Consider the following 18,185-nt stretch of genomic DNA (forward strand, 5'->3'; position numbering starts at 1 on the left):
ACCTCTGGCCGTTGCAGACACATGAGCAAGCTAAAGGAACTACCCCTTTCCGCGCTGCAGTTCTACGCCACTGCGCCCTACGCTTGCAGCTATCTCGACGGGCGCATGGCGCGCTCGCAGGTAGCCACCCCGGCCCACCTGATCAATGCCGACGTCTATTCGCGGCTGGTGCGTGCCGGCTTTCGCCGCAGCGGCATCTTCACCTACCGGCCCTACTGCGACGAATGCCACGCCTGCACGCCCTGCCGCGTGCTGGTGGACCGCTTCCAGCCGGACCGCAGCCAGCGCCGCGCCTGGCGGCAGCACCAGGACCTGCAGGCGCTGGTGGCGCCGCTGACCTACGTCGAAGAGCACTACGCGCTATATCTGCTGTACCAGTCGATGCGCCACGCCGGCGGCGGCATGGACCAGGACAGCCGCGACCAGTACGAGCAGTTCCTGCTGCAAAGCCGCGTCAACTCCCGCCTGGTGGAGTTCCGCGAGCCGCCGGGCTCGCCGCAGGCCGGGCGCCTGCGCATGGTCAGCATGATCGACGTGCTCGACGACGGACTGTCTTCGGTCTACACCTTCTACGATCCGCTGGAGACGGGCGCCAGCTATGGCACCTACAACATCCTGTGGCAGATCCGGCAGGCGCGGGAACTCGCCCTGCCCCATCTCTACCTTGGCTACTGGATCGCCGACAGCCGCAAGATGGCCTACAAGGCGCGCTACCAGCCGCTCCAGGTGCTGACCGGCAACCAGTGGCGCTCGTTCGACGCGCCGCCCGTCCCTGCGCCACCGGGCTCGCCGACGGCGGCACCCGTGATCCCGTCGCAGCCCGGCGACGAGGACGGCGCAAGCGAGAACCTGCCCGGCCGGTAGCCAGGCGCCGGCCTGCGGCGTTGTGCAAACCCGGCAGGCCCGGCAGGCCTGGTGGCGGCTCAACCGTTACAATGCCGGCCTGGTCCCGACTTCCAAGCTGACTCCCCGTGCTGAACGCGCTCTACCCCCTGTTTCGCCCCGCCCTGTTTTCGATGGATGCGGAGGATGCCCACCACTTCACCCTGAACAACCTGCGGCGCGCCAAACGCCTGGGGCTGGCGGGCTGCCTCGGCAACACCATCGCCGACGACCCGCGCACCGTGATGGGCGTGCGCTTCCCCAACCCTGTCGGCCTGGCCGCCGGGCTGGACAAGGATGGCGCCTATATCGACGGGCTGTCCGCCTTCGGCTTCGGCTTTATCGAGGTGGGCACCGTGACGCCGCGCGCGCAGGCCGGCAATCCGCGCCCGCGCATGTTCCGCCTGCCGCAGGCCGATGCGCTGATCAACCGCATGGGCTTCAACAACGGCGGCGTGGACGCCTTCATCGCCAACGTCAATGCGTCCGAATGGAAAGCCAGGGGCGGTGTGCTGGGCCTGAACATCGGCAAGAACGCCGACACCCCGATCGAGCGTGCGGTGGACGACTACCTGCACTGCCTGGAGCGCGTCTATCCGCACGCCAGCTACGTCACGGTCAACATCTCCTCGCCCAATACCAAGAACCTGCGCCAGCTGCAGGGCGCGAGCGAGCTGGACAGCCTGCTCTCCACGCTCAAGGACGCGCAGCAGCGCCTGGCCGACCAGCACAAGCGCTATGTGCCGCTGGCGCTCAAGATCGCCCCCGATCTCGATGCCGACCAGATCGGCAATATCGGCGACGCCCTGGTCCGCCACCGCATCGACGGCGTGATCGCCACCAACACCACCATCGCGCGCGACGCGGTCAAGGGCATGCCGCACGGCGAGGAAGCCGGCGGCCTGTCCGGCCGGCCGGTGTTCGCGGCTTCCACGCGCGTGGTGGAAGGCCTGCGCGCGGTGGTCGGCGACGCGGTACCCATCGTGGGCGTGGGCGGCATCTTCAGCGGCGCCGACGCACGCGCCAAGATCGCCGCCGGCGCGCAACTGGTGCAGGTGTACAGCGGACTGATCTACCGCGGGCCGGCACTGGTCAAGGAATGCGCGGACGCGCTGCGCGCCTGACGCGCACGGCCGCACGCCGGCATACTGCCGTAGCCGTATCGTCTGCGCCTCGCACTCGTCCACCCCACCCTCAGCGTGACAAGGAACGCCATGGAAACCATCCGTCTGGGCCGCAGTGACCTGCAGGTCTCGCGCATCTGCCTCGGCACCATGACCTTCGGCGAGCAGAACACCGAAGCCGAAGGCCACGACCAGCTCGATTACGCCGTGTCGCGCGGCATCAACTTCATCGATACCGCCGAGATGTACCCGGTCAAGCCGCGCGCCGAGACCTACGGCAGCACCGAGCGCATCGTCGGAAGCTGGCTCAAGCGCCAGCAGCGCGACCGCATCGTGCTGGCCACCAAGGTCGCCGGCCCGGCGCGCATGCCGTGGATCCGCAATGGCGGCGACCTGACGCCGGAGAGCATCCGCGCCGCCGTGGACGCCTCGCTGGCGCGCCTGCAGACCGACTACATCGATCTCTACCAGATCCACTGGCCGGCCCGCAACGCGCCGATCTTCGGGCAAAAGCAGTTCGACCCGGCCAAGGAGCGCGAATGCGCGTCGGTCCAGGCCCAGCTCGAAGCCATGGGCGAGCTGGTGCGCGCCGGCAAGATCCGCTACGTGGGGGTGTCCAACGAGACGCCGTGGGGCGTGGCGGAGTTCGTCAAGCAGGCCGAGCTGCACGGCCTGCCGCGCATCGCCACCGTCCAGAATCCGTACAACCTGCTCAATCGCAGCTTCGAGCAAGGCACGGACGAGGCCTGCTTCCGCACCGACGTGAGCCTGCTGGTGTACAGCCCGCTGGCCTTCGGCCAGCTGACCGGCAAATACATCGGCGGCACGCCCGAGCAGCCGGTGTTCGACACGCAGGCCCAGGGACGCCTGACGCGCTTCCCGCCCGAGTGGAGCCCGCGCTACCTGCGCCCGGACAGCCTGGCCGCCTCGGCCCGCTACGTGAAGCTGGCGCGCGAACACGGCATCTCGCCGGCCACGCTGGCGCTGGCCTGGACCTACTCGCGCTGGTTCGCGGCGAGCACGATCGTCGGCGCCACTTCGGTGGAACAACTGCGCGAGAACATCGATGCCTGGCAGGTGCCGCTTTCGGCAGACATCGCCGCGGGTATCGAGCGCATCCACGCCGCGATCCACAACCCTGCCCAGTAAGCCCCTGCCGCGCCCGGCTTGCTCCCCACCGACGCACTAGAACGGGGCAAACCGGGCAAATCGCGCGGCGAAAATGGTATCCTCGCAGGCTTATCGCCGTCGCAACCGTGGCGCCGCAGCGAGGCGCCTGCCCGCCGCCAGGCGGCTCGCCACGCCACGGAGCGGCTGGCCCGTGCCGACCGGATCCGGTCGGCGGCCAGTCAGGACGGCGGACCGAGCCTGATCGGCAACAACGAACAGCGGCTTACCACCCAGAACCCATATCCGGGGGAGAACAAGACCATGAAGTGCCTGAAGACATCGACCAAGACCATCCTGGGCAGCGCCGTCGCCCTCGCGCTGCTGTACGGCGGCGCCGTGCAGGCCCAGACCGTCAAGGTGCTTTCGATCGTCGACCACCCCGCGCTCGACGCCATCCGTGATGGCGTGCGCGACGAACTGAAGACCGCCGGCTACGACGCCGACAAGAACCTGAAGTGGGAATACCAGAGCGCGCAGGGCAACACCGGCACCGCCGCCCAGATCGCCCGCAAGTTCGTCGGCGACCAGCCCAGCGTGATCGTTGCCATCGCGACGCCGTCGGCCCAGTCCGTGGTTGCCGCCACCAAGTCGGTGCCGGTGGTGTATTCCGGCGTGACCGATCCGGTCGCTGCCCAGCTGGTGAAGGGCTGGGGCGCTTCGGGCACCAACGTGACCGGCGTGTCGGACAAGCTGCCGCTGGACCGCCAGGTTGCGCTGATCAAGCGCGTGGTGCCCAAGGTCAAGACCGTGGGCATGGTCTACAACCCGGGCGAAGCCAACTCGGTGGTGGTGGTCAAGGAACTGAAGGCCTTGCTGGCCAAGGACGGCCTGGCGCTCAAGGAAGCCGCCGCACCGCGCACGGTTGACATCGGCGCCGCCGCCAAGAGCCTGATCGGCAAGGTCGACGTGATCTACACCAACACCGACAACAATGTGGTGTCGGCGTACGAAGCCCTGGTCAAGGTCGCCAACGAATCGAAGATCCCGCTGGTGGCGGCTGACACCGACAGCGTGAAGCGCGGCGCCATCGCGGCCCTGGGCATCAACTACGGCGACCTCGGCCACCAGACCGGCAAGGTGGTGGTGCGCATCCTGAAGGGCGAGAAGCCCGGCGCGATCGCCTCCGAGACCAGCGACAAGCTCGAACTGTTCGTGAACACCGGCGCGGCCGAAAAGCAAGGCGTGACGCTGTCGCCCGAGCTGATCAAGGAAGCGAAGACCGTCATCAAGTAATACGGCACGCTGACCCCGCGCGCCCTGGCGCGCGGTTGGCCCCGCCGCCGGCCTTACCCGGGCCCGCCCCGGAACGCCCGTGGCGCGCCGCCTGATCCGGGCGGCGCGCCAGGCGTTTCAGATCCGGCCCCCCGTGCCGGAAACAGCAACTGGATTTCCCCATGTCCCTCTTTTCCATCCTGGGTGCACTGGAGATCGGCCTGATCTTCAGCCTCGTCGCCCTGGGGGTGCTGATTTCCTTCCGCATCCTCAACTTTCCCGACCTGACCGTCGACGGCAGCTTCCCGCTGGGCGGCGCCGTGGCGGCCACGCTGATTGCCGCGGGCCAGGATCCCTTCGTGGCCACCGCGCTGGCGATCGTGGCGGGCGCCTTTGCCGGCTTCGTCACCGGCTGGCTCAATGTGCGCCTCAAGATCATGGACCTGCTGGCCAGTATCCTGATGATGATCGCGCTGTACTCGGTCAACCTGCGCATCATGGGCAAGCCCAATGTGCCGCTGATCACCGAATCCACCATCTTCACCATCCTGCAGCCTGACTGGCTGCCGGATTACATGTTGCGCCCCGCACTGCTGCTGGTCGTGGTGATCGTGGCCAAGCTCGGCCTCGACTGGTTCTTCTCCTCGCAGCTCGGCCTGGCCATGCGCGCCACCGGCGCCAACCCGCGCATGGCGCGCTCCCAGGGCATCGCCACCGGCCGCGCCACGCTGGCCGGCATGGCGCTGTCCAACGGCCTGGTGGCACTGGCGGGCGCGCTGTTCGCGCAGACCCAGGGCGGCTCCGACATCTCCATGGGCATAGGCACTATCGTGATCGGCCTGGCCGCGGTGATCATCGGCGAAAGCATCCTGCCGGCGCGCCGGCTGGTGTACACCACGCTGGCCGTGGTGCTGGGCGCCATCCTGTACCGCTTCTTCATCGCGCTCGCGCTCAACAGCGAGTTCATCGGCCTCAAGGCGCAAGACCTGAACCTGGTCACCGCCGTGCTGGTCACCGGCGCCCTGGTGCTGCCGGGCACCCGCAAGAAGCTGTTCGGCCGCAAGGGAGGTGCCTGAGATGCTGCGCGCACAAGACCTGAAACTCACCTTCAATCCCGGCACCCCGATCGAGACGCGCGCCCTGCGCGGCCTCAGCCTGGATATCCCGACCGGCCAGTTCGTGGCCGTGATCGGCTCCAACGGCGCCGGCAAGTCGACCTTCCTCAACGCCATCAGTGGCGACCAGATGGTGGACACGGGGCGCATCACCATCGATGACGTCGATGTCACCCGCAAGCCGGCCTGGGACCGCGCTCCCCTGGTGGCGCGCGTGTTCCAGGACCCGATGGCGGGCACCTGCGAGGCGCTGACGATCGAGGAAAACATGGCGCTGGCCATGGCGCGCGGCAGCCGCCGCGGCTTCCGCGCAGCGCTCAACAAGCCCTCGCGCGAGCTGTTCCGCGACAAGCTGCGCCTGCTCAACCTGGGCCTGGAAAACCGCCTGACGGACCGTATCGGCCTGCTCTCGGGCGGCCAGCGCCAGGCGGTCAGCCTGCTGATGGCCTCGTTGCAGCCCTCGCGCATCCTGCTGCTCGACGAGCACACCGCCGCGCTGGATCCCAAGACCGCCGCCTTCGTGCTGGAGCTGACCGCCAAGATCGTGGAAGAGAGCAAGCTCACCACCATGATGGTCACGCACAGCATGCGACAGGCGCTGGACTACGGCCAGCGCACGGTGATGCTGCACCAGGGACAAGTGGTGCTCGACGTCTCCGGCGAACAGCGTGCCGGGCTCGACGTGCCGGATCTGCTGCGCATGTTCGAGCAGACGCGGCATGAGCAGCTCGATGACGATGCGTTGCTGCTGAGCTGATCCCCGCTCCGGCACGAATGCAAAAGGCCCCCGCCATTCCCGGCGGGGGCCTTTTGCTTTTTCCCTTCCGGTGCGCGATGGCAGGGTCGGCGACGCCGATGCTCAGACGGTAGCCGCCTTGTCCAGCCACCGCTTCATCTGGTCGGTCACCGCCGAACTCGAGAATGAGCAGCTGTCCTGCGCGAACACGGCCGACATCTCCAGCCTGCGCAGCAGTTCTTCCATCGCCTGCCCGAACACGGGCGGCAGCGTCAGCGCGGGCGCGGCTTCGCGCCAGGCGCGCACCAGTGCGTCGGCGCCCAGCGAGCCGCCCAGATGCTGCTCCAGCGCCGCGCGCATGCCCGCCAGTGCTGTCGAATTTCCTGTAGAAGCACTCATCGGCGCGCCCTCCTTTCCTTGTAGAGTTCGCGGAACGTGCGGCCGCCGGGGGCCGGCATGTCGCGGGTTTCGGTCCAGCCGCGGCCAGCCATCGGCAGGCTGGCGATCAGCTTGTTGCTGCCGCCCATGCGCGCCAGCAAGCGCGCGCCGATGCGGGTGGCGAAAGCATAGAGGCCTGGCCGGCTGGCCACGTAGCCCCAGGCCTTCAGGCCGAGCCGCTCCTGCCAGGGCCGCAGGCCGCGCTCCATCTGTTTTTCGCGCAGCTTGCGCAGCAGGTCCGAGAGCGGGATCGAGGCCGGGCAAACGCGGTTGCATTCGCCGCACAGCGTAGCCGCCTGCGGAAGGTCCAGCGCATTGTTCAGCCCGACATAGCTAGGCGTCAGCACGCTGCCCATCGGCCCGGGGTAGACCCAGCCGTAGGCATGCCCGCCGATCTTCTGGTAGACCGGGCAGTGGTTCATGCAGGCGCCGCAGCGGATGCAGCGCAGCATCTCCTGGAACTCGCCGCCGATCAGGCCACTGCGCCCGCCGTCGACCAGCACGAAGTACATATGCTCCGGGCCGTCGCGCTCGCCTTCGGCGCGCGGGCCGGTGAGCAGCGAGAAATAGTTGGAGATCGCCTGGCCGGTGGCCGAGCGCGGCAGCAGGCGCATCACGGTGGCCAGGTCTTCCAGCGTGGGCAGCACCTTCTCGATGCCGGTCACGGCCACGTGCACGCGCGGCATCACCGTGCACATGCCTTCGTTGCCCTCGTTGGTCACCACGGCCACCGAGCCGGTCTCGGCGATGATGAAATTGCCGCCGGTCACGCCCATGTCGGCCGAGAGGAATTCCGGGCGCAGCACTTCGCGCGCCTCTCGCGTCATCTCGGGAATATCGGTCAGGCGTGGCTTGTGGTGGACCCGGGCGAACAGGTCGGCGATCTCTTCCTTGTCCTTGTGCACCACCGGCGCAATGATGTGCGAGGGCGGCTCGGCATCGTTGATCTGCAGGATGTACTCGCCAAGATCGGTCTCGATGCTCTGCACGCCCATCTCGCCGAGCACCTGGTTCAGGCGCATCTCCTCGGTCACCATCGACTTGCTCTTGATGACCTTCTTCACGCCGTGCTTCTGCGCGATCTCCGCGACCAGCCGCGCGGCGTCGGCGGTGGTCTCGGCAAACAGCACGGTAGCGCCGCGGCGGGTGGCGTTTTCCTCGAAGGTGGCGAGCCACACGTCGAGGTTGTCCAGCGCGCGGTTGCGGCGCTCCTTGAGCGCTTCGCGCGTGGCATCGAAGTCGATGTCGCGGATCGCGTCGGCGCGCGCCGTGACGAACTTGGTGGAGAGCTTCTTGAGGTTCTGCTGCAGGCGCTGGTCGGCCAGCTTCTGGCCCGCGCGCGCCTTGAATTCCATGCTGCGAACTTGCATAGCGGGGATCTCGCTGAAGTCTGTCTGAGGTCGGTCTGAGGTCGGTCTGAGGTCTGTCGTCAGGCGGCGGCGCTCAGGCGTCGCCGGCCAGCACCTGCGCGATATGCAGGACCTGGGTACGCGTATCGCCCGTGCGGCGCAGGCGGCCTTCGATATTCAGGATGCAGCCCAGGTCGCCCAGCACCACGGCATCGGCGCCGCTGGCCTTGATATTGGCGCACTTCTCGTCGACGATGGCGGTCGAGATGTTGCCGTACTTGACCGAGAAGGTGCCACCGAACCCGCAGCACGCCTCGCAGTCCTTCATCTCGCTGAGCTGCACGCCGGGCAGTTGCGCCAGCAAGGCGCGCGGCTGGCTCTTGACGCCCAGCTCCCGCAGCCCGGAGCAGGAATCGTGGTAAGTGATGTGGCCGGCGAACTTCGAATCGAACTCGCCCAGCCGGGCGACGTTGACGAGGAAGTCGGTCAGCTCGAACACGCGGGCGCGCAGGGTTTCGTAGCGGCCGTTGAGCTCCGGGTCGTCGCGCAGCAGGTCGGCATAGTGATGCAGCACCATGCCGCCGCACGAGCCGGACGGGATCACCACGTAGTCGAACATCTCGAACTCGCGCAGGAATTTCTCCGCCAGGTCACGCGCCACGGCGCGCTCGCCAGAATTGTAGGCAGGCTGCCCGCAGCAGGTCTGTGCCTCGGGGACCATCACTTCGTATCCCGCCTTCTCCAGCAGCTTCAGCACCGAAAAGCCGATCTCCGGACGCATGAGGTCCACCAGACAGGTGGCGAACAGGCCAACTCGCATTGTTTCCCTTTTTTCCAGACCCCGAAACGTCGCAATTATGCGCTTTCGCGCACCGCGGCGCATCCCTCGGCTGGATGGCACGCGGGTAAATTTGCCAGCTTGCGCAAACGTCTGCGGCGATGCGCGCCGGCCGCGGAATGCGAGGTTTCGTGCGGCAATCGCATTTCACCTATTGAAATTTTCACAATGCGAGATAGAATCAGGCAACCGCTTAATTTGCCGCACGGCAACATTTCCCCATGGCAGAAGCAGAGAAAGAACCCGGCAAGACGTCCATCCAGGTCATCGAGCGCATGATGACCCTGCTGGACTCGCTGGCGCAGCATGCCGATCCCGTGAGCCTGAAGGAGCTGTCGCTGGCCACTGGCCTGCATCCCTCCACCGCGCACCGCATCCTCAACGATATGGTGGCCTGCCGCTTCGTCGATCGCTCCGATCCCGGCAGCTACCGGCTCGGCATGCGGCTGCTGGAACTTGGCAACCTGGTCAAGGCACGCCTGTCGGTACGTGACGCGGCGCTGGCACCGATGCGCGCGCTGCATCGCGTGACGGGACAGACCGTCAACCTGTCGGTGCGCCAGGGCGACGAGATCGTGTACATCGAGCGCGCCTACAGCGAACGCTCCGGCATGCAGGTGGTGCGCGCCATTGGCGGACGCGCGCCGCTGCACCTGACTTCGGTCGGCAAGCTGTTCCTGGCGGCCGACGAGGTTAGCCGGGTGCGCAACTATGCCACCCGTACTGGCCTGGCCGGCCATACGCGTACCTCCATCACCGACCCGGTCAAGCTCGAGCGCGAGCTCAACTGGGTGCGCACCAACGGCTACGCACGCGACAACGAGGAACTCGAGCTCGGCGTGCGTTGCATCGCAGCCGGCATCTATGACGATTCGCGCCGGCTGGTCGCCGGCCTGTCGCTGTCGGCCCCCGCCGACCGCCTGCAGGACAGCTGGCTGCAGAACCTGAAGGACACCGCGCTGCAGATCTCGCGCGGCATGGGCTACGCAACCGACGTGGCAGCCTGATCCCGGGCGGCGCGAGGGTTCTCCCGAAGCACTGCCTCGCGTCTTTAAAGGGTTTACCCGTGGTTTTCAGATAACCTGAATAGCCGTATGCTGCGGGGCATGCGAACCAAGGCCATTACGCTTACCGAACAGGTCACCCAGCAATTGCGCGCGGAGATCGCGGACGGAATCCATCCCGTCGGCGCCCGCCTGCCCTCGGGCAAGCAGCTCGCAGAGCGCTACGGCGTCAGCCCCGCCGTGATTCGCGAAGTCACGGAGCACCTGCGCTCGCAGGGACTGGTGGAAAGCCGTCAGGGGCTCGGCAGCACGGTGTTGTCCCGTGTCGGCAACGCCGGCTTCCGGCTGCCGCAGGAAATCGGCATGGACCGCGACGAGCTTGCCAGCATCTACGAGCTGCGGCTCGACCTGGAGAGCGCCGCCGCGGCCCTGGCCGCGCAGCGGCGCACCGCGGCAGACTTGACGCACATGCAGGCGCTGCTCGACCAGCTTGCCACGCAGTTGCACGACCCGCACCGCAGCGTAGAAGCCGATACGGCCTTCCATGTGGCAATCGCGGCGGCCACGCACAATCCCTACTACCTGCAGCTGCTGCAATACCTGAACCTCCAATTGCACCAGGCCGTGCACGCGGCGCGGCTCAATACGCGCCAGCAGGAAGGCTTGTCGGAGCAGGTCCACCAGGAACACCTGGCCATCTTCCATGCCATCCGCGCAGGCGACGCCGGGCGCGCGTGCGCGGCCGCGGTATCGCACCTGCAAGGCGCGGCCGTACGGCTGGGCCTGCCGATCGCATCGCGCATCCCGAATCCATCCCATCCAGCGGCCTGAGCCGCGCCGTCCTACCGGATTGAACCACCATGCAAAATCCCGCTTTCCTGCCCCGCCTGGTCGAAGCCCTGGGCCCCGACGTGGTCGCCACCGAGCCTGACCAGGTAGCGCCCTGGCTTGCCGACTGGCGCGGCCTCTACCGTGGCAACGCTCAGGCCGTGGTACGGCCGCGCTCGGCGGATGACGTGGCGCGCTGCCTGGCACTGTGCCAGCAGGCGGCGGTGCCGGTGGTGCCGCGCGGCGGCAATACCGGGCTGTGCGGAGGCGCCGCGCCGGACAGCAGCCCCGCCAACGTCGTGCTGAGCCTGGACCGCATGAATGCAATCCGCTCGATCGACACCATCGCCAACACGATGGTGGCCGAAGCCGGCTGCATTCTCGGCAACCTGCGGCGCGCGGCGGCCGAGGCCCATCGCCTGCTGCCGCTCAGCCTGGCGGCCGAGGACTCCTGCCAGATCGGCGGCAACCTCGCGACCAACGCCGGCGGCGTCAACGTGGTGCGCTACGGCATGACGCGCGAGCTGGTGCTGGGCGTGGAAGCCGTGCTGCCGAACGGCGAGATCTTCCATGGGCTGCGCGCCTTGCGCAAGGACAACACCGGCTATGACCTCAAGCAATTGCTGATTGGTTCGGAAGGCACGCTCGGCGTGATCACGGCCGCCGCGCTGCGACTGTTCCCGCGCACCGATGCACGCTCAGTGGTGCTGGCCGCGGTGGCGTCGCCGCAGCAGTCGCTCGCGCTGTTCGAGCTGCTCTTTGAACAATGCGGCGCGCGCCTGCAGGCGTTCGAGTTCTTCACCGGCGATTGCGTCGACCTGGTCCTCAGGCATGCCGAAGGCGTCCAGGAACCGTTCGGCCAGCGCTATCCGGCCTACGTGCTGGTGGAACTGGCGGACACCACCGACGAGGAGGCGCTCAACGCGCTGCTCGAACGCGTGATTGGCGAAGCGCTGGAGCGCGAACTGTGCCTGGACGCGGCGGTTTCGGCCTCGCTCGCGCAGCTGCAAGGCTTGTGGAAACTGCGCGAGGAAATCTCGGAGGCGCAGCGTGCCGACGGCCCGCACCTGAAGCACGATGTCTCGCTGCCGATCGAACAGATCCCGGCGTTCATGGTGTCGATGGAGACGCGCCTGAAGGCGCTCAGCCCCAGCATCCGCCCGTTTATCTTCGGCCACTTCGGCGACGGCAACCTCCACTACAACCTGTCGCGTCCCGCCGGCGCCGAGCGCGACTGGGCGGCCGTGCACGGCAAGGCGCTGAGCGCCGAGGTGCTGGACGAAGTGGCGCGCTACGGCGGCAGCATCAGCGCCGAGCACGGCATCGGCCAGCTCAAGCGCGATGATTTCCTGCGCCTCAAGGATCCGCTGGAGCTGCGCCTGATGCAGGGCATCAAGCAGTTGCTCGATCCGGCCGGCATCATGAATCCCGGCAAGCTGCTCTGAGCGCCCTGCCCGCGTGCGCTACCCAACAAAAAACGCGCCGTCACCGGCGCGTTTTTTGTTCTTCGAATTGCGCGGACCGATGGCCAGGCTCGCCGCCTGGCCGCTCACTCCGGGGCCGCCATCAGATGCCACGAGGCTGCTGGGCGGCCAGAACCGCCTGGGGGCTGTTGGGCGTCCCTTGCGTCAGGTTGGGCGAGGTTGGGAAAGGGCGGGCCGGGCTGGAGGGCGAATGCTCCAGCCAGTCCTTCACGCGGGTTGCGTCGGCGAAACGCGAGAGCTTGCCCACCGAATCGAGGAACACCATCACCACGTTGCGGCCGTTCACGCGCGCCTGCATCACCAGGCACTGGCCAGCCTCGGAGATAAAACCGGTCTTCTGCAGGCCGATCTCCCAGTTGCCGCCTCGCACCAGGCGGTTGGTGCTGACGTAGTGCTGGGTGCGGCCAAGCACATTGACTTCATGCTCGGTCTGCGTGGAGTACTCGCGGATGGTGGGATTGCGGTAGGCCGCGTTGACCATGCGCACCAGGTCTACCGCGCTCGAGACATTGCTGCTCGACAGACCGCTGGAATCGACGAAGTGGCTGTCGTTCATGCCCAGCTCGCGCGCCTTGCGGTTCATCGCCTGCACGAAGGCCGGCAAGCCGCCCGGGTAGCTGCGGCCCAGCACGGATGCAGCACGGTTCTCGGAAGACATCAGCGCCAGCAGCAGTAGTTCCTGGCGGCTGAGCTGCGTGCCGAAACGCAGGCGCGAGCTGCTGTGCTTCTCGTTGTCGCGATCGTCTTCGCTGATGGTGAGGACTTCATCCATCGGCAGGTGCGAGTCCATCACGACCAGTGCCGTCATCAGCTTGGTGATGGAGGCGATGGGCAGGACCGCAGCGGAATTCTTCTGGAACAGCACCTCGTTGGTGCTCTGGTCCATCACCAGCGCCACGCTGGAACGCAGCGCCAGCGCATCTTCCGTGTTGCGCAGGCCGAGCGCCTCGCCGAGCGACGGCTTGGCCGGCGTGAACGCCGCATGCACCGGCATCGCCTGGCGTTGTGCGATCACATGGCGCTTGCCGTTCCTGAGCACGACCACCTTGCGCGTGGTAACGCGCTCGGCAGTGCTGGCAGCCTGCTTGGATTTAGAGGAATTTGCCGATTTTTTTTCGGACTTGGAGACTTTTGTCGACTTTTTGCTGGATTGTGCCGTTTCCGATTTGGTGGCGGCATCGACCGTGGGGGCGGCCAGCATGGAGACGGTCAGCAGCATGGAAGCCGCTACCGTCGTCAGAGGGACAGAGCCGAAGAATCTGGAGAATAGGGTGGAATCAGACCGGAACATGATTCATTCAGCGCGCAGCTAGGATGGCGCCAGTTTAGGAAAAAAAGAAATTGTTAGCAAGATTAAAGACTTACGAAGCCTCTTTAAAGTTCGATTTGCAAACAATTCCACATTATGAAAAAAGCGGGTCAGACATCACACAACACGTGGCGCTCGCCCGACTCGGACTGTGGTAATTCCACCGCAAGCACGCACCACGCCAGCCCGGATCGAGAAGGCATCCGGCGACCGGAAAAAACGGGTTGCGCACTGCATCGATACACGACGGTTACTCTGCTATCTGCTCCTCAAGAAAGAAAACGCGCGAACTCGCTTACCGGTTCACGCTCCGTACTAAGGGTATTCTCTATGGCCGCCGGGTCGGCATGGCCCAGCGACATGCCGCAGACCACCATTTCGTCCGCCGTCAGCCGCAAGTGGCGGGCAATGACCGCATGGAACTGGGTGAACGCAGCCTGCGGACAGGTATCCAGGCCGCGCGCACGCGCGGCCACCATGATGCTTTGCAGGAACATGCCGTAGTCCAGCCAGCTGCCCTGCTCCAGGATGCGATCGATGGTGAAGATCATGCCCACCGGCGCGCCGAAGAACGTGAAGTTGCGCGAATGCTGCGCACGCATGCGGGCATTGTCCTCGCGGCTGATCTGCAGCAGGCTGTACAGGTCCCAGCCGACCTTGCGGCGGCGGTCGATATAGGGCGTGACCCACTCGCGCGGATAGTACGGATATTCCTCGCGGTATTTGCTGTCGCGCTGCGGATCGTCATAGGCGGCGAGCACGTCGGCCGACAGCCTGAGCTTGGCGTCGCCGGTCAGGACGTACACCCTCCACGGCTGCACGTTGGTGCCGGAAGGGGCGCGGCTGGCCACGGCCAGGATCTCGTTGACCACTTCGCGCGGCACCGGCGTATCGAGGAAAGCGCGCACCGAGCGCCGCGTGACGATGGCCTGGTCGACCAGCATGGCATCCCGCTTCTGCTGCGAATCCATACACCTGGGCTCCTTTGCGCCTCGTCTCACTGCGCCGCGGCAGGCGCTTCGTCCACCAGCGCCTGCAGGGCATTGCGCAGCGCGGCCGGCAACGGCACCGGGCGGCGCGTGGCGCGGTCCACATAGACATGGACGAAATGCCCTTGCGCGGCGGCAATCTCTTCGTCGTTGCGGAACAGGCCGACCTCGTAGCGCACGCTCGAATTGCCCAGCCGCGCCACGCGCAGCCCGGCCACCACCGTGTCGGGGAAACTCAGTGCGGAGAAATAATTGCACTGCGTCTCGATGACCAGCCCGATGGTTTCGCCAGCTTCGATGTCGAGCACGCCCTGCCGGATCAGGTAGGTGTTCACGACGGTATCGAAATAACTGTAGTAGATGACGTTGTTGACGTGGCCATAGACATCGTTGTCCATCCAACGCGTGGTGATCGGCTGGAAGTGGCGATAGGCGCTGCGGAGATCGGCGTTCGGCTTCATCGGGGCACGGTATGGAGGGATTAGCGGCGGATCACCAGGGCTACGCCGCCGGCGGCGAGGGCCATGCCAAGCGCGGCCAGCGGCGGAAAGCTCTCGCCGAACAGCAGCCACGCCATGGCGGCCGTGGTGGGCGGCGTGAGGTACATCAGGCTCGACACCTTGGTGGCCGCGCCCTGGCGGATCAGCAGGAAGAGCAGCGAGATGGCGCCGATGGACAGCGCCACCACCGACCAGGCCAGCGCGCAGATCATCTCGGCATTCCAATCGACATGGCGCGTCTCGGTCAGGAACATGAACGGCAGGCAGGCCAGCGCAGCCGCGGCAAACTGGATCACGGAACCCATGCGCAGGTCGAATACCGGGCAGTACCGCTTCTGGTAGAGCGTGCCGAAGGTGATCGAGAACAGCGCCCCCACCGCCAGCAGCAGACTCGGCACGGACAAGCCGGTGGCGGTGAGCTTGTTGGCCACCACCAGGCCGACGCCGGCGAGGCCGAGCAGCAGCCCCAGCCATTGCCGCCGGCGAATGGTCTCGCCCATGCGCGCGGCCGCCACCGCGGTCAGGACCGGTTGCATGCCGACGATCAGCGCCGACACCCCCGCCGGCATGCCCAGCTTGACCGCAGCCCATACGCCGCCCAGGTAGCCCGCCTGCAGGAACAGGCCGGCCAGCGCGATATGCCCCACCATGCGCCAGTCAGTGGCGCCGCCGCGGCGCGGCAGCCGCACCCGCGCCGCCACCACGAAGGGCACCATCAGCACCAGGACGCCGGCAAAGCGCAGGAACAGGAAGGTCATGGGCTCCGCATGCGGCATGCCGTATTTCGCCACGATGAAGCCGGTGCTCCAGATGACGACGAACAGCCAAGGCATGGCCGCCACCCACAATGTGCCGCGCAGCGCGCCGGCCTGGCTGCCGGCGCTCATCGGGAGACCGCCTGCGCAATGCCACCGGCGGTGGCCGGGTTCGGGCGCGCCGCATAGCGCGCTTGATACCGGGCCGCCAGCCCGATGGTTTGTGCGTGTACCGCCACGGTGTCCTCGATATGGTTGCCGTAGCCGCCGGCCATGGCCACGGCTACGGGCAGGCCCCGTCGCAGGGCGGCATCGAACACCAGGGTGTCGCGGCGGGCCAGGCCGGCGAGCGTCAGCTTGAGGCGGCCGAGACGGTCGCCCTCATGCGGATCCGCGCCGGCGAGATAGATGATCAGGTCCGGCGCGAAGCGCGCGAACAGCGTATCGAGCGCACCTTGCAGCGCCTCGGCATAGGCGTCGTCGTCGCAGCCGTCTGGCAGGCCCACGTCGAGGTCGCTCGCTTCCTTGCGGAAGGGGTAGTTCTTCTCGCCGTGCAGCGAGAGCGTGAAGACGAAAGGGTCATCACGCAGGATGGAGGCGGTGCCATTGCCCTGGTGCACATCCAGGTCCACCACCGCCACGCGTGTCACGAGGCCATCGCGGCGCAGCTGGCGCGCGGCGATGGCGGCATCGTTGAAGACGCAGAATCCGCCGCCCTTGTCGGCATAGGCATGGTGCGTGCCGCCGGCCAGGTTGACGGCAATGCCCTCGCGCAGCGCGGTGCGGCAGGCCTCGATGGTGGCGCCGGCCGAGCGCCGCGAACGCTCCACCATCGCCTCCGACCATGGGAAGCCGATCTCGCGCTGGCGCGCCGCATCGAGCTGCCCGCGCGAGACGCTATCGACATATTCGCGTGTGTGCGCCAGCAACAGGGCGTCGTCCCCGGCACGCGGCGCCTCGACCAGCGCCAGCCCGGCAACGTCGCGCACGACCGCCTCCCTCAGCATGCTGTACTTGCACATCGGGAAGCGGTGGCCCTCGGGCAGGGGCAGGACGAAATGATCAGCGTAGAAGGCAAGCATGAAGGGAAACCGGCGGCGGACGACCGGTTGCATCGACACAGGCAGCGATTCCGGCAGACCGCGATGGTAGCACCGCCCCGCCCCGGGCGTCCGCGCAGAACGATCGGCAAGTGGCGGCAGCACCTCACGATATGACCAGCCGGCGTGACCCTTCTGCTACTTGCCGATGGGTTCAGCGAAACTTCTTTGTGCAATGCACAAGAAGCGCTTGACACCCGATTTCTTTCCCCTAGAATAGGAATTGTTGCGGCGCACCATCCGAGTTTGCCAGGCAAACGGAACGCGCCGATAACCCCCAACGCCTGGGGCTGGCAGACGAAAAGTTGTTGTTCGTCATGGCTTTGACATCTGGGCGGCCTAATTTTGCATGATCTTGAACTTCATTTTTGGAGACTCGCATGAACTTCACCCCGGAACAAGTCGCCGCGGCGCAAAAAGCTAATCTGGAAACCCTGGTTGGCCTGACCACCAAGGCCTTCGAAGGCGTTGAAAAGCTGGTCGAACTGAACCTGCAAGTGGTCAAGGCCACTTTCGCCGAAAACGTCGACAACGCCAAGAAGGCGCTGTCCGCCAAGGACCCCCAGGAATTCCTGGCCATCCAGGCTTCGCTGGTGCAGCCGGTCGCAGAAAAGACCCTGGCCTACAGCCGTCACCTGTACGAAATCGCTTCGGAAACCCAGTCGGAATTCACCAAGGTGGCTGAAGCCCAACTGGCCGAAAACTCGAAGAAGGTGCAATCCCTGGTCGAGAACCTCGCCAAGAATGCACCGGCCGGTTCGGAATCGACCGTGGCCATCGTGAAGTCGGCGATCAGCGCCGCCAACAACGCCTACGAGTCGGTCCAGAAGGCCACCAAGCAGGCTGTTGAAATTGCTGAAAGCAACTTCCAGGCAGCCGCTTCGGCCGCCACCAAGGCCGCCCAGCAAGCCAGCGCCACGGCTCGCACCGCGACCAAGAAGGCTCCGACCGCCGCCTAAGCAGCGCGCACGGTAGACGAACCGGCTTCGGCCGGTTCGTTGGCAAAGCGCCGCTGGACCGTCCAGTGCGTTTTGCCAACGAAGGGACTCAGGAACCCGGTGAGGCAACCAGCCCCCCAAGTCCCCTGCCCTCGACCGATGTCTCCTCGGTATCCCGGTTTCCTTGTATTCCAGTACCGTTAATGCCCGGCCATGCGCCGGGTTTTTTTGTGCGCGCGGCGCGCAGCCACCGGCACACCGCCCGGGTTCGCCCCCTCCCCCGATTCCATGCCGCCCCACCTCTGGCAGCGAGGTTTTTCTCGCGGCAGAGCCGCGCAGGATTGTGGTTTAAAACGCTTGGCCGTTAATTGCAAAGCTTGAGAAAAGAAAGCCCACCGCGAAGGGTGGGCTTTC

The 18,185-nt window shown here is 66.4% G+C and carries 18 protein-coding genes; 10 read left to right on the plus strand and 8 right to left on the minus strand.

Annotated features, from left to right (window positions below; genetic code table 11):
* Positions 1 to 21 precede the first annotated feature (21 nt).
* The 6 genes from AB4Z48_RS17405 to AB4Z48_RS17430 all read left to right on the plus strand — a co-directional run bounded on the left by AB4Z48_RS17405 (position 22) and on the right by AB4Z48_RS17430 (position 6,260).
* Positions 22 to 864 carry an arginyltransferase gene (locus AB4Z48_RS17405; protein ID WP_441616084.1) on the plus strand — a complete coding sequence of 281 codons (843 nt, stop codon included), beginning with the start codon at positions 22 to 24 and terminating at the stop codon, positions 862 to 864.
* A gap of 107 nt (positions 865 to 971) precedes the next feature.
* Positions 972 to 2,006, plus strand: a complete 1,035-nt coding sequence (locus AB4Z48_RS17410; RefSeq protein ID WP_441616086.1) for a quinone-dependent dihydroorotate dehydrogenase — start codon at positions 972 to 974, stop codon at positions 2,004 to 2,006.
* Positions 2,007 to 2,096: 90 nt separating this feature from the next.
* The gene (locus tag AB4Z48_RS17415; protein WP_441616088.1) at positions 2,097 to 3,155 is read left to right on the plus strand and encodes an aldo/keto reductase; all 1,059 of its coding nucleotides are present in this window, start codon (positions 2,097 to 2,099) and stop codon (positions 3,153 to 3,155) included.
* Positions 3,156 to 3,437: 282 nt separating this feature from the next.
* Positions 3,438 to 4,409 carry an ABC transporter substrate-binding protein gene (locus AB4Z48_RS17420; RefSeq protein ID WP_441616090.1) on the plus strand — a complete coding sequence of 324 codons (972 nt, stop codon included), beginning with the start codon at positions 3,438 to 3,440 and terminating at the stop codon, positions 4,407 to 4,409.
* 161 nt (positions 4,410 to 4,570) lie between these two features.
* Positions 4,571 to 5,464, plus strand: coding sequence for an ABC transporter permease (locus AB4Z48_RS17425; protein ID WP_441616092.1), 894 nt, complete (start codon positions 4,571 to 4,573; stop codon positions 5,462 to 5,464).
* 1 nt (position 5,465) lies between these two features.
* Entirely contained in the window at positions 5,466 to 6,260 is a 795-nt protein-coding gene (locus tag AB4Z48_RS17430) for an ABC transporter ATP-binding protein (protein WP_441616094.1), read from the plus strand.
* Between the two features lie 102 nt (positions 6,261 to 6,362).
* Here the strand turns inward: AB4Z48_RS17430 and AB4Z48_RS17435 are convergent, their stop codons facing one another.
* The 3 genes from AB4Z48_RS17435 to AB4Z48_RS17445 all read right to left on the minus strand — a co-directional run bounded on the left by AB4Z48_RS17435 (position 6,363) and on the right by AB4Z48_RS17445 (position 8,846).
* A complete protein-coding gene (locus AB4Z48_RS17435; protein ID WP_441616095.1) occupies positions 6,363 to 6,638 on the minus strand; it encodes a hypothetical protein in 276 nt (91 codons plus the stop codon).
* Positions 6,635 to 8,047, minus strand: coding sequence for a LutB/LldF family L-lactate oxidation iron-sulfur protein (locus AB4Z48_RS17440; protein ID WP_441616097.1), 1,413 nt, complete (start codon positions 8,045 to 8,047; stop codon positions 6,635 to 6,637). Before AB4Z48_RS17440 ends, AB4Z48_RS17435 begins: the two co-directional genes overlap by 4 nt.
* A gap of 73 nt (positions 8,048 to 8,120) precedes the next feature.
* Positions 8,121 to 8,846, minus strand: a complete 726-nt coding sequence (locus AB4Z48_RS17445) for a (Fe-S)-binding protein (protein ID WP_441616099.1) — start codon at positions 8,844 to 8,846, stop codon at positions 8,121 to 8,123.
* Positions 8,847 to 9,085: 239 nt separating this feature from the next.
* Here AB4Z48_RS17445 and AB4Z48_RS17450 point away from each other — a divergent pair, with 239 nt between their 5' ends.
* The 3 genes from AB4Z48_RS17450 to AB4Z48_RS17460 all read left to right on the plus strand — a co-directional run bounded on the left by AB4Z48_RS17450 (position 9,086) and on the right by AB4Z48_RS17460 (position 12,141).
* Entirely contained in the window at positions 9,086 to 9,871 is a 786-nt protein-coding gene (locus tag AB4Z48_RS17450) for an IclR family transcriptional regulator (protein ID WP_441616101.1), read from the plus strand.
* Between the two features lie 99 nt (positions 9,872 to 9,970).
* Complete coding sequence (locus AB4Z48_RS17455) at positions 9,971 to 10,699, plus strand: FadR/GntR family transcriptional regulator (protein WP_441616103.1); 729 nt, start codon at positions 9,971 to 9,973, stop codon at positions 10,697 to 10,699.
* A gap of 29 nt (positions 10,700 to 10,728) precedes the next feature.
* The gene (locus AB4Z48_RS17460) at positions 10,729 to 12,141 is read left to right on the plus strand and encodes an FAD-binding oxidoreductase (protein WP_441616105.1); all 1,413 of its coding nucleotides are present in this window, start codon (positions 10,729 to 10,731) and stop codon (positions 12,139 to 12,141) included.
* 121 nt (positions 12,142 to 12,262) lie between these two features.
* On the opposite strand, the gene pbpG is transcribed toward AB4Z48_RS17460, so the two are convergent.
* From pbpG to AB4Z48_RS17485, 5 genes are all read right to left on the minus strand, one after another.
* The gene (gene pbpG / locus AB4Z48_RS17465; RefSeq protein ID WP_441616107.1) at positions 12,263 to 13,471 is read right to left on the minus strand and encodes a D-alanyl-D-alanine endopeptidase; all 1,209 of its coding nucleotides are present in this window, start codon (positions 13,469 to 13,471) and stop codon (positions 12,263 to 12,265) included.
* Between the two features lie 287 nt (positions 13,472 to 13,758).
* Positions 13,759 to 14,460 (minus strand): nitroreductase, encoded by a 702-nt coding sequence (locus AB4Z48_RS17470; protein WP_441616109.1) that lies wholly within the window; start codon positions 14,458 to 14,460, stop codon positions 13,759 to 13,761.
* A gap of 26 nt (positions 14,461 to 14,486) precedes the next feature.
* The gene (locus AB4Z48_RS17475; RefSeq protein ID WP_441616111.1) at positions 14,487 to 14,939 is read right to left on the minus strand and encodes an acyl-CoA thioesterase; all 453 of its coding nucleotides are present in this window, start codon (positions 14,937 to 14,939) and stop codon (positions 14,487 to 14,489) included.
* A 20-nt stretch (positions 14,940 to 14,959) separates the two neighbouring features.
* Positions 14,960 to 15,865, minus strand: coding sequence for a DMT family transporter (locus tag AB4Z48_RS17480; protein ID WP_441616113.1), 906 nt, complete (start codon positions 15,863 to 15,865; stop codon positions 14,960 to 14,962).
* Positions 15,862 to 16,815, minus strand: a complete 954-nt coding sequence (locus tag AB4Z48_RS17485) for a histone deacetylase family protein (protein ID WP_441616115.1) — start codon at positions 16,813 to 16,815, stop codon at positions 15,862 to 15,864. Before AB4Z48_RS17485 ends, AB4Z48_RS17480 begins: the two co-directional genes overlap by 4 nt.
* Before the next feature lie 398 nt (positions 16,816 to 17,213).
* Here AB4Z48_RS17485 and phaP1 point away from each other — a divergent pair, with 398 nt between their 5' ends.
* A complete protein-coding gene (phaP1, locus tag AB4Z48_RS17490; protein WP_441616117.1) occupies positions 17,214 to 17,792 on the plus strand; it encodes a TIGR01841 family phasin PhaP1 in 579 nt (192 codons plus the stop codon).
* The last annotated feature ends 393 nt before the right edge of the window (positions 17,793 to 18,185 follow it).

Source organism: Cupriavidus sp. 2TAF22 (genome assembly GCF_052115045.1).
Lineage (GTDB): Bacteria > Pseudomonadota > Gammaproteobacteria > Burkholderiales > Burkholderiaceae > Cupriavidus.